The sequence below is a fragment of the Psychrobacter sp. UBA3068 genome, from assembly GCF_002366815.1.
GTDB lineage: Bacteria > Pseudomonadota > Gammaproteobacteria > Pseudomonadales > Moraxellaceae > Psychrobacter > Psychrobacter namhaensis.
On record NZ_DFBY01000041.1, the window covers coordinates 115,735 to 126,177 of the forward strand.

At 41.9% G+C, this 10,443-nt stretch carries 9 protein-coding genes and 2 tRNA genes; 4 read left to right on the forward strand and 7 right to left on the reverse strand.

The window, feature by feature from the left end; genetic code table 11:
- Nucleotides 1-110: 110 nt before the first annotated feature.
- The 3 genes from B2P60_RS09815 to B2P60_RS09825 all read left to right on the forward strand — a co-directional run bounded on the left by B2P60_RS09815 (nt 111) and on the right by B2P60_RS09825 (nt 2,756).
- Entirely contained in the window at nt 111-2,108 is a 1,998-nt protein-coding gene (locus tag B2P60_RS09815) for a MacB family efflux pump subunit (RefSeq protein ID WP_286741099.1), read from the forward strand.
- A gap of 337 nt (nt 2,109-2,445) precedes the next feature.
- Nucleotides 2,446-2,521: transfer RNA gene (locus tag B2P60_RS09820), tRNA-Lys, on the forward strand.
- 159 nt (nt 2,522-2,680) lie between these two features.
- Nucleotides 2,681-2,756, forward strand: a tRNA-Lys gene (locus B2P60_RS09825).
- Between the two features lie 62 nt (nt 2,757-2,818).
- On the opposite strand, the gene B2P60_RS09830 is transcribed toward B2P60_RS09825, so the two are convergent.
- On the reverse strand, nt 2,819-3,607 hold the full coding sequence (locus tag B2P60_RS09830) for an MBL fold metallo-hydrolase (RefSeq protein ID WP_286741102.1): 789 nt from the start codon (nt 3,605-3,607) through the stop codon (nt 2,819-2,821).
- A gap of 183 nt (nt 3,608-3,790) precedes the next feature.
- Nucleotides 3,791-5,878, reverse strand: a complete 2,088-nt coding sequence (locus B2P60_RS09835; RefSeq protein WP_286741103.1) for a catalase — start codon at nt 5,876-5,878, stop codon at nt 3,791-3,793.
- A gap of 474 nt (nt 5,879-6,352) precedes the next feature.
- Between B2P60_RS09835 and B2P60_RS09840 the strand changes: the two genes are divergently transcribed.
- A complete protein-coding gene (locus B2P60_RS09840; RefSeq protein WP_286741106.1) occupies nt 6,353-7,150 on the forward strand; it encodes a dienelactone hydrolase family protein in 798 nt (265 codons plus the stop codon).
- A gap of 144 nt (nt 7,151-7,294) precedes the next feature.
- On the opposite strand, the gene B2P60_RS09845 is transcribed toward B2P60_RS09840, so the two are convergent.
- The 5 genes from B2P60_RS09845 to B2P60_RS09865 all read right to left on the reverse strand — a co-directional run.
- Nucleotides 7,295-7,936 (reverse strand): DUF938 domain-containing protein, encoded by a 642-nt coding sequence (locus B2P60_RS09845; RefSeq protein ID WP_269062846.1) that lies wholly within the window; start codon nt 7,934-7,936, stop codon nt 7,295-7,297.
- A gap of 74 nt (nt 7,937-8,010) precedes the next feature.
- Nucleotides 8,011-8,475, reverse strand: coding sequence for a flavodoxin family protein (locus B2P60_RS09850; protein ID WP_286741116.1), 465 nt, complete (start codon nt 8,473-8,475; stop codon nt 8,011-8,013).
- A gap of 66 nt (nt 8,476-8,541) precedes the next feature.
- Entirely contained in the window at nt 8,542-8,952 is a 411-nt protein-coding gene (locus B2P60_RS09855; protein ID WP_286741118.1) for an OsmC family protein, read from the reverse strand.
- Nucleotides 8,953-9,101: 149 nt separating this feature from the next.
- A complete protein-coding gene (locus B2P60_RS09860; RefSeq protein WP_286741120.1) occupies nt 9,102-9,857 on the reverse strand; it encodes a hypothetical protein in 756 nt (251 codons plus the stop codon).
- Nucleotides 9,858-10,067: 210 nt separating this feature from the next.
- A partial coding sequence (locus tag B2P60_RS09865) for a transposase (RefSeq protein ID WP_286741121.1) occupies nt 10,068-10,443 on the reverse strand: 376 nt, incomplete at its 5' end.

Sequence of the window (10,443 nt, forward strand, 5' to 3'; positions counted from 1 at the left end):
AATACAAAAACTGTGCTTTCACCTTTGTGCATGTACCTTAATACATAAACGTTTTCTCACTTTTTGTAACAGCAATTGTATAAGCAGTATTGATATAGGCAGCAGCGTAAATGAGTACCAAAGACCCAAGCCCTAGTATTGCAGCAGACGTGCCATTGATGCAGGTCAAAGGACTAATCAGAGAGTTTAAAGCAGGTGAGCAAACCATTCGCGTGCTCCATGATATCGACCTAACCATCAATCAAGGCGAGATGGTTGCTATCATCGGTCAGTCCGGTTCTGGTAAGTCAACCCTAATGAATATCTTAGGCTGCTTGGATCAAGCCACTGCGGGTGAATACAAAATATACGGACAGTCAGTCAATCGCTTAGACGCTGATGAGCTGGCCAAGCTACGCCGTGAGCATTTTGGTTTTATTTTTCAGCGTTATCACTTGCTTGGCGATATTAGCGCCCAAGACAACGTCTCTGTCCCTGCGGTGTATGCTGGTATGGATGGACAAACTCGTAGCGAACGCGCCGAAAAACTGTTAGCAGATTTAGGATTAGCAGACAAAATCCACAACCGTCCTAATCAGCTCTCAGGTGGGCAGCAGCAGCGTGTGTCTATTGCGCGTGCGCTCATGAACGGTGGTGATATTATCTTAGCAGATGAGCCCACGGGGGCGCTTGATAGCAAGTCTGGCGACGATGTTATGAAGATATTGCATGACCTAAACAATCAAGGTCATACCATCATCATGGTCACGCACGACCCAAAACTTGCCGCGCAAGCCGAGCGTGTGATTGAGCTCAAAGACGGCTACGTGATTGCCGATTATAAAAACGACCATTATCAGCAAACCCACATACAACCTGAGCCCATTTTAGACAATAATCGCAAAAGCGCCTTTAGTAGCTTTATCGATCGCCTGCTTGAAGCGTTTAAAATGTCTTTACTGGCGATGCGTGCTCATAAAATGCGCACCCTTTTGACCATGCTTGGTATTATTATCGGTATCGCATCAGTCGTATCAGTCGTAGGGCTAGGCAAAGGCTCACAGGCGCAAATCCTGACCAATATCAGCTCTCTTGGCACCAACACCATTACCGTCAGTGACGGCTATCCTTATGGCGATCCAAGACGCCAGTACAATGATGAAAACTTAACCCCACAAGACGCTCAGGCGATCGCAGACCAGCCCTATGTCATCAGTGTGAGTCCTCAGCTTGATGCCAATCTAAATGTGCGCTATCGCAACATACAAGAAGCGGCTAGCGTCAGTGGTGTCGGTCAAGATTATCTTAGTGTCAGTGGTGAGACCTTGGTTCAGGGCCAAGGTTTTGATGAGCAAAGTGTGTTACGCCGTACGCAAGACATTATTATCGACGACAATGCCAAAAAAACCTTTTTTCCCGACAATGCCAATCCCATCGGGGAGGTTTTATTAATAGGCAGCGTCCCAGGTCGGGTGATTGGTGTCCTTGCGCCCAATGATGGTGGCTTTGGTAGAAGCGTTGATTCACCGACCCTCTATATGCCGTATACCACGATGATGTCGCGTATCAAAGGCAGCAATAATATTGAAAGTTTTGTCGCCCTCATTAATGACAACATATCTTCTTCAGCCGCTGAGTCTGCCATCTCTCAGTTGATGGAAAGTCGCCACGGCACCGATGATTTTCGTATACGCAACTCAGACTCTATTCGCCAAACCATTGAATCTACTACAACGGCAATGACTTTGTTAATCTCCTCCATCGCTATCATCTCTTTAGTGGTCGGCGGTATCGGTGTGATGAATATCATGCTGGTATCAGTGACCGAACGCACCAACGAGATTGGGGTGCGTATGGCCGTCGGTGCACGCCAAAGCGATATCATGCAGCAGTTTTTAATTGAAGCCGTTTTGGTGTGTATTTTAGGAGGCTTAATTGGGATTGGCTTGGCCTTTGCCGTTGGCGAATTAATCAATCGTGTTGGCGGTGATAGTTTCAAAGTTATTTACTCACCGACCTCTATCATTGCCGCGTTTGTCTGCTCAACTTTGATTGGTGTTATTTTTGGTTTCTTGCCTGCCCGTAATGCCGCAAAATTGGATCCCGTTGAAGCACTTTCCAGAGACTAGCTGCTAATGACTAACGCATTTGATCCAAATATAAGCGCTTAAAAGAGATTTAATAACGAAATTTAAAAAAAAGACAGGTTTTTACGTGAGATTTGCACTTTTTTTATAATACGGGGTTGTAATTGTCATAATAATATATATAATGTGCTCTCACGTTTAGGGATACAAACTCTTTAAACGCTGAAGCAAGCTTACTGTCTCTTTTATTATTGATAACTCAGTATATAAAGCATTAAGTTTTAAGACATTGTTTAGATGTCTAGTTTTAATAAATTTCCCTTTAAGGAAATTTATCTTGCGAAGCTAAAATTGTCATACAATTTTTTAACGCTTCTCAGGGCCGATAGCTCAGTTGGTAGAGCAGTTGACTTTTAATCAATTGGTCCCGCGTTCGAGTCGCGGTCGGCCCACCATATTTAGTATGATGTTTATCATGTGTTCTGCCCTACTCGGCATTAACAGGATAAATTAAAGTTTTTAAGACATTGTTTAAATGTCTAGTTTCAATAAACCTCCCTTTAAGGAAGTTTATCTTGCGAAGCTAAAAAAGCACTGCTTTTTTATATTTCTCAGGGCCGATAGCTCAGTTGGTAGAGCAGTTGACTTTTAATCAATTGGTCCCGCGTTCGAGTCGCGGTCGGCCCACCATATTTAGAAAGCCCAGTCACTATCACATAGTGACTGGGCTTTTTTCTGTTTGTTGCTTTATTTTATTTTTTACGGCGTCTTTTAAAAACGCTAAAGTCAGCATCTTTGCGCCACAGCAGCTTATGCTTAATGGTATCTTTAATCGTACGGGGATGCTTAGGCGCTTGGGCGATCAGCTTATCAAAAGTTGCCTCATCTATCGCCAGCTCACCGCCATGTGCCATCATCACCATCGAAGGTTTTAAGTCTCTGATTTTTTGTAGCGACTTAATATAAACTTTAGGGTCATAAATGGGAAAAGGGGCAACGAATTTATGTCGCAGCTTAATAATCAAATCAGCCGTGTATACCTGCCGACTTGTTACGTGAAACAAAGAGAGATCACGGTCAGTATGTCCTGGCGTCTCAAGTATCTGCCAGTCCGCAAATTCTGGCACACACTCACCCTCTGTAACCCTAACATCGGGTTTGAGGTGTGCTGGATAATATAGATTTGTGAGAGATCGACCTTGACGTCTTGCCACGTAGTTAGCAAGATTCATATCCACAAAGTGCATGGCACGTCCACCAAGACCACTGTACCACTGACGCGACTTGTCTGCGGATACAATCAGACAGCCTGTTTTTTCTCTAAATTTATGGGCACCGCCTGCATGATCAGGGTGCATGTGAGTGACTACCACTACTTTTAAGTCCGTTATCGGTCTTTGCAAAGTAAGTCTGATATAGTCTAGCACCATCGCGACATCAGGGCGACAGCCACCATCCAGCAATAATATCTTATCGGGATACACAGCAAGGTAGGTGCTTTGAATATATCCTTCTAAGCGTACAATTTCACATGAACTCATTCATCATCCCTGACTGGCTTATATTTGTATTTTTAGTATAGCGTTGATCAGTACAAAATAAATCCTTTTCAGTGAACGCTTGTGACTATCGTTTTTACTCTTATCATGTATTTTGATCCGTAAAAAAACTCAGCACTTAGGCTGAGTTTTTTTTGATAAGAGTAAAGTTGGGTTAGACAACGCTTATGCCAAATCACGTACCTTTGGTTCACGCTCCCATAAACGCTGTTTGGCATTATCAATAAAGCTGTCTAGTTCAGCCAGTGGCGTAACGAAAGCATCTTTTTTAACTGGTAGTTTACTTAAGATAAACTCATCCGTCGCACCGCAATAGGCAATCGCTTTACAATGCACATAAGCATCATTAAACCAATCTAACGTAGCACTGTCTTTGGCCATTTTTTTGGCTCGATCCGGCATAATAATGCTCACGACAGCATCAAAAAACACTGACGGTCCGCCTGATACCCGCTCATCAGCTTGGATACGCGTACCATCATCTAACGCTACTTCTTTGTTAGGTGCAACAATCTTGACTCGTGCGCCCTCTTTCATAGCAGCTTCTTCAAACTTCTTAATTTCGCTATGTTTTGAGCCTTCTGCGACCAAGATACCAATCATGCGACCTTGTAAGGTTTTAGGTGTTCTTCCAATCGTTTGAAGGGGTTTTGATAAAGCCAAATCTTGCACAGGTGCCGCAGCATTAGCAGGTTCTGGTAATTCCATACCCAGCGCTTTAGCCACGCGAGAAGCCAACTCTTCATCGATCTGACGCAAGTGTCCAAGCATACGTGTACGTACATGTGGTGTATCTACTTTACTGAGCTCAAAGGTATAAGCGGTGGCGATATGGGCTTGCTCTGCTGGCGTTTGACTACGATAGAACATGCGCGGTTGACTATAGTGATCGGCAAAGCTCTCTGCTCTTACGCGACCTTTAACACCATCATCCAGTTGTTCATCAAACGATTTAAAGCCTTTCTCTTCACTTTCACGGGGTCTTTCTGGATCTAGACTCTGTGGATCATATAAAGCACGCGTCTTTGGCACTCGCATTTGCATATGACCGTCTTTTTGGTTGTTGGCAAACGGACACTTCGGCGCATTGATTGGAATCTGCGCAAAGTTTGGTGAACCCAAACGTGATAACTGCGTATCTAAATAACTAAACAGACGACCTTGTAATAGAGGATCGTTACTGAAATCGATACCTGGTGGTACGTGCGATGGACAGAACGCTACTTGTTCAGTTTCTGCAAAGAAATTATCAGGATAACGGTTCAGTACCAGCTTACCGATAATCTTCACTGGTACGGTCTCTTCTGGAATCAGCTTGGTTGCATCTAAGTGGTCAAATGGGAACTTATCGGCTTCTTCTTCAGTGAAGAGCTGAACGCCCAATTGCCATTCTGGGTAATCACCCGCTTCAATCGCTTCAAATAAATCTCGGCGATTATAATCAGGGTCAGCGCCAGAAATTTTAACCGCTTCATCCCAAATGAGTGATTGCACGCCTGCTACTGGCTTCCAATGGAAACGTACAAACGTACTTTTACCTTCTTTGTTGATCAAACGGAAACTATGAATACTAAAACCTTCCATCATACTAAAACTACGTGGTAACGCACGGTCGCTCATCAGCCAAATAACGTTGTGCATGGTTTCAGGGGTTAAAGAGACAAAATCCCAAAATGTGTCATGGGCAGAGGCGGCTTGTGGAAATCCGCGATCTGGCTCTGGTTTTACTGCATGAATGAGATCTGGAAATTTAATAGCGTCTTGAATAAAGAAAATAGGCATGTTGTTAGCCACTAAATCCCAGTTGCCTTCGTCCGTATAGAACTTAGTGGAAAAACCACGCACATCGCGCGGTGTATCTTTTGAGCCTTTATTACCAGCTACCGTTGAGAAACGGGTAAAGACCGGAGTTTGCTTACCAGTTTCAGTTAGGATATTGGCCGTTGTGTACTCTGCCAGTGATTCGGTCAGCTCAAAATAGCCATGAGCCGCACTACCTCTAGCATGAACGACACGTTCAGGGATACGCTCATGGTCAAAATGGGTAATTTTTTCACGTAAGGCAAAATCTTCTAACAGCGTTGGACCACGGTCTCCGGCTTTTAGAGAATTTTGATTGTCAGAGATAGGCACACCTTGCTGCGTGGTTAACACTTGAGTGTCACCTTCAGCACGCTGGTGAGGTTCACCTCCATTCCCACGCTCCGTATTCATATTTTTAGCGGGGTCGTTATGATCAAGATTCTTTTTCATAAAATATCCTTACTAATGAGTAAAATAGTCTTTTTGAGACCATCAAAAATGTGCTCACACAGATTTAGTATCCTTTGAGATAGTTGTGACTTCACATGTCTTTTATTATCTGTGCTTCCAGCGTTACCAATTATTAAAACAAAAAGAAATAATAGGCCTGCGACTTATACTAACCAAAATTTCAGTTTTTTATATAGTGAACCTTGTTGATTTTTGGTTAAACTTTGCACACATTCATGGATTAAGCGAACGTTACGTTTTTTAATGACGTATAACCTTTAACAATCGCATCTTGTAATGTAGTTATTCTTTACGGTATGATTTTATGAGCAATTAGGCCGTGTTCTCCATTTAATCGATAATCTTCTAAATGATTCATAGTGAGGACACGTGCTAATCATCGTTGATAAATAAAATGGACATAGTTTTTAGCCATATATTTATCTTTTTTATAAAACCATAAGGCTACCGACTATGTTATCAACACCGCGTTTTCTCTCTAAAAGTGCTTACTCCTCTTTGATCATCAGTGCTGCAGTGAGCATGATGGCATTGACCGTCAGCCAAACGGCTGCTGCCATTACAACCAAAAATGTTACCTATACTGTGGATGACCAAGCATACGAAGGCTATTACGCCAAAGCGGATAAGCCCAACGCCCCTTTTATTTTACTGATTCATGATTGGGATGGACTCACAGACTATGAACGCAAACGCGCTGAGATGCTAGCGACTGAAGGCTACAACGTCCTAGCGGCAGACATGTTTGGACAAGGAATCCGCCCCACTTCTGTTGAGGAAAATAAACGCCTAACCGGCGCATTATATGACGATCGCAGCAAAATGCGGCGCTTGCTAGAGGGAGCGTTGAATGCAGGACGACTACAAGGTAATGATGTGCGTAAAGGCGTTACCATGGGATACTGTTTTGGGGGTACCGTTGCGTTAGAGCTAGCACGTTCAGGGTTCCCGCAAAAAGCCTTTGTCCCTTTCCACGGTGCCTTTGATATTCCAACGGGTCAAAGTTATGATCAGACTACTGGAGAGATTTTGGTGTTCCATGGCTCTGCTGATGACTCTGTATCCTTAGAGAGCTTTGCGACTTTAGGCAAGACGTTAGAGGCGGCCAAGGTGCCTCATGAGATGATCACCTATAGCGGTGCGCCCCACGCCTTTACTGTGTTTGGTAGCGACAGATACGACGCTCGGGCGGATAAGCGCTCATGGAACCGTTATTTAGATTTTTTAGCGAATGAGTACCCTAACAAATAAGAGACTTCTTGACTCTATCTAAGGTAAATAGTGATGTTTACGAAGCACAGGTACTGTAGCAGTTCTATGTAAGCTATGGTGCCGGTGCTTTTTATCAATAAAAAGTAGGTACGATGAGAGACTTAATACAGCTGAGTTTTAATACTAGGTAGCTACCTTTTCAAATACCAACAGTTGATTGTTAGCAGGCATAGCATGAGTTGCGACTAGCGTTAGATAGTGACTATCAGCCAATGCTATAACCGCTTCTTTGTCACGAATAGCGCTACCAGCGTTTCGTTGCTGTAGCAATTGATCAAACTGAGCATTGCTATCACTGGTATAGCGTCCCTTTTCGTTAAATGGGCCATATACTATCAACTTTCCATATATGGGCAATGTGTCACCCGCTAGCGCAAATAACCGCTCAACCAATGGCCAAGTAATAATATGTAGGGTATTGGCCGTAAAAATAGCGTCATAAGGCAACGGCTGGGTAACGCTAACAGGCAAATCGCTTTTTGCCAGATCAAGCGACAACGGCAGAGACAAATTAGTCGATGGATAGGCATTGTGCCAAGCTCGGATAGTCGTGTGATTGCTGTCCAAATCACTGGTTTGCCACTGCAAATGTGGCAGATGCGGTGCAAAGTACACACTGTGTTGCCCGGTTCCTGATCCCACCTCCAAGACGTGCGCAGACGATGCCAGTACGGTTTTTAATACCGCTAAGATGGCCTCTTTATTATTCTCACAAGCTTGAGAAAATGGCAGTGTCTCCCGCGGCTCTACATCTGTATTACCCAAATTGAATCTTTGCACTGATCCCACCCATAAATAAAGACAACGTTGGCAGTATTAGACAACGCATAACATTAATGCTAGTAAATCCCAGCCTCTACTCCTGCGGCTAGTGTCATGGCCAGCTCTTCGACTTGCTCGGCAAATACCTCTTGCCACTCCCCTTGTAAAATCAGCGCCTCTTGAATCCACTCCCAACGCAGCCCAGTCGTAATTGTTTTCATCGCAAGTTTGGTACCTGTACCATCTTGGCCTGCGCGAATGTACAAGGCAAATGGCATGCCTTGCTTTTCTTCTAGTACAGGATAGTAACAGCGATCAAAGAAGTCCTTGGTGAGCCCTGCCATATACGCGAGATTCTCAGTCGTGCCTAATAATAGTGCATCGGCTGCGAGTACGTCGTCGGGCTGTGTATCCTGCGGTGATTTTAGAATGACATTGATATCTATATTAGGATGATTGACCCCATTGTAAGCTGCTTCTGCCAATTTTTTGGTATTAGGCGACGGTGCGTGAGCGACAATAAGTAAGGTTTTGGTAGCCATATCAATCACCATTAAAAGGTTACTATTTTCTGAAATTAGTAGTTCTTAGATTTGTTAGCTTTAGAATTAATAGCTCTTAGAATTAACAGTCAATTTTTGGATAATGTCAGGATGGATGCTTTTTGCAACTGGACAAGTCAGCGCCGTGTTATAGAATATTTTTTGCGTCTTGTCATCTAATTCTTGATTAAAAGTAATAGTAACATGTATCTCACTAACCCGTCTTGGATCAGCGGCCATGACTTTGGTCACCTCGCTCGTAGTACCTGCGATATCGATATCCATCTCCCGCGCTTTGATACCGATAATGGTCAGCATACAACTGGCTAAGCTAGTCGCTAATAAATCAGTCGGTGAAAACGCCTCACCTTTGCCTTGATTGTCAGTCGGCGCATCAGTGATAATTTCATTGTTTGATTGTAAATGTATGGCGGTAGTACGCAAATCGCCTTGATAGGTTACTTTTGAAGTGGTCATAGGTGTTCTCTTTGGTGGGTGTCATATATTAAAATATAGTAAACAAGGTGAAACTATCGATAAAGTTATATAGTTTATATGTTATTTCAATATATTTCATAAAACCACTGATACCAATGGATGATAGGTTAAACTTTCAATTCAAAAGTTTATCCATACCCTCTAAAGCTAATAGATTTTTCTACAATACTCTGCAAATGTAATATCTTGTCTTTATCCGCTGGTAAATCTAAAAACTTGTTAGCCTCATCTATAGATTTGAAATTACCTTGCTGTCTGATATGAAATAAAAATAGTTGTTTAAAATATTTTTGAATTTGAAATCCATAAGTCTTAGCCATTTCACTTTCTTGTCCAGCATGAACATTTCGGTTTCGATACTCCCTCAGGTGCTCAAGTATCTGTTTATGATATTCATACTCTTCAAAAATGAATGCACACCGCGTAGTTACAGAATCACAATTACTCTCATTCGGTGCTGCTAGAGCCTCTAATGCTCCCCAAGCTCTCAAGATAGCAATATTTTGATTTTTTTCATCAAAAGCACGAACAAATCTCAGCATACTATCAGATATAATACTTTTATATTGCTTATCGAATTTAGAAAAAATATTAACTATGTTTCTGACATTTTTAACAGTATTTCTTTCATCTCTAAAAACATATACTTTGGCTTTAGAACAGCTAGTATCGTACCAAAATGAATTTTCAAAAACATTTCCTGATGCATTGTGTAATGTATGAAACTCTCCTAAACGAATTTTATTAATTGACTCAAACTCATTACCAATAATTTCTGAAAAACTATTACACTGTATACAGAAAAAACTACGCAAAATATCAAGAGCTTTCATTGCCTTATTAGCAGCAATAGTTTCAGACTTAGCTTCTATCTCTATTACCACTTTAATATAACCATTTGATTCAATTTCTTTATTAGCTCTACTTTCACTTATTAAACTTTTTCTACCTTTGAATTTTTTAGGGAAATTATCTTTATAAAATCTAAAAACAAAATTCTCAAAACTTATTTTCTTGTATGTAACAACCTCATAGACAAAGAAGTCAATAAATAATAATTATTATTTCTCCTGCTTAATTCTACAAGTATATAGTCAGTTTAAAATAAAACTGTTATGCCTTGGACAAATATCATAAAACAATTTGGATAAATCATTCTCCATCCAGCCTTGGCGTAGAAACTTCACCTGAGCCCATTTTTTCTCGATAGGGTTTAAGTCTGGGCTGTACGGCGGCAACCATAAAATACGATGACCATGCCTGTTCAGTAGCTTTTGAATACGCTTATTCTTATGAAATCGAGCATTATCCATGACAATCACGCATTTTGTTTTAAGACTTGGGACCAGTGTTTGTTTGCACCAATCGTAGAATATGCAGCTGTTCATATTTGTCTCAAAGTAATCAAGCGCAAACAACATCTTTTCATACAGAGCCCCAATAACGTTGGTTCGCTTTTTACCTTGCCAG